1 rRNA gene is annotated in these 260 nt (G+C 51.5%); it reads left to right on the top strand.

Annotation, left to right across the window (positions count from 1 at the left end):
* Positions 1-260 (top strand): 23S ribosomal RNA (locus ACR9ZK_RS22410); the annotation flags it as partial.

The raw sequence follows: 260 nt of genomic DNA, 5'->3' as shown, positions 1-260 counted from the left end.
GGGGGCGAGAAACCCCCTCACCGAAAGACTAAGGTTTCCTCAGCCATGCTAATCAGCTGAGGGTTAGTCGGGACCTAACGCGAACCCGAAAGGGGTAGTGGATGGACAATGGGTTAATATTCCCATACTTGCTCACACTAAAAAGGGGACGGTTCGACGTAGCTATTGAAGACGGACGGAAGTGTCAAGGCTTAGCCTTCGGGCGAAGCTGTTATAGTGAAATCGGATCCAAGAAGAGCAGAAGTGAAGCAACCCGTACC

It is taken from the genome of Monashia sp. HAY1-5C (assembly GCF_056755255.1).
Note: the sequence above shows the minus strand (reverse complement) of the source record. Positions and strands in the feature narration are given on the sequence as shown.